We start from the raw sequence: 946 nt of genomic DNA on the forward strand, positions 1-946 counted from the left end.
CCCTGCAACCGGCGGCCGTCAGCGGCCTCGACGATGCCGATCTGCGCCAGGCGGCGGGCAAGTTGTGCCGGCGCGCGAACCACGCTGGCAAGGCTCTTGATCCCTTCCGGAAGCGCGGCGTCGCCGGGCTGGATTTCGCTTTCGCCCCAATGCGCCGGTGCGCTACGGTCGAGCGGCACGTCCAGGTCTTCGCCCAAGGCCGCGCCCAGGGCCGTCTCGAAGCCGCGCTCGACGCTGATCTGCTCCAGCACGGAAGGGAAGAGATCGCCGCTGGCCGCGTTCAGGATCTTGGCCAGCGTACGCGCTTCGGTCTCGATCCCGGCCAGCTCCGCCCTGGCGTCCTGAAGCGGGGGCCTAGCGGCACTTTCGGCGCCACGAGCGTCGATGACCGACTGCTCGGCCTGCGCCACCGAGGCCTCGGACTCTTCCAGCAATGCCATCGCCTGTTCGACCAGGATCCGTTTCTCGGCCGGATCGGGCAGGCCGGCCACCTTGGCGAGGATGTCCGATAACTCCCGATCGACATCGGCGAGCTGACGGGCGAAGCGATCGCGCCGCTCGGCGGTTTCGCGCAAAGTCCGTTCGATCTGATGGCGCGAGGCGGCGGCCTCGGCGCGCTCGGCGGTCAGCGCGGCGAGCTTGGCTTCGCTTTGCGCAAGCGTCGAGGCGGCTTGTTCGAATGCCGCGCGGGTAGTGGCCTCTCGCTCCGCGGCGCCGGAGTTTTCGGAGTTCAGCGCGGCCTCTTCCGCGCGCAGGTGCTCGAGTACGTCGGCATTGTCGCGCACCATCCGCTCTTCGCGGGCGATGTCACCGTCGAGTTGCTGCAACCGGCGCTCGAGTTCGGCCTGACGGGTGCGGATGCGGCCGGCTTCTTCCTCGATCTGCGACCTGGCGATCGACAGCCGCTGGAAGGCCGCGGCAGCCGCGGCTTCCGCGTCGCGCAGGT

1 pseudogene is annotated in these 946 nt (G+C 69.7%); it reads right to left on the reverse strand.

Going from position 1 to position 946, the window contains the following annotated elements:
• A pseudogene (locus O7A61_RS32290) lies at nt 1-946 on the reverse strand (chromosome segregation protein SMC); the annotation flags it as partial.

It is taken from the genome of Mesorhizobium sp. Cs1321R2N1 (assembly GCF_037179725.1).
GTDB classification, from domain to species: Bacteria; Pseudomonadota; Alphaproteobacteria; order Rhizobiales; family Rhizobiaceae; genus Mesorhizobium; species Mesorhizobium salmacidum.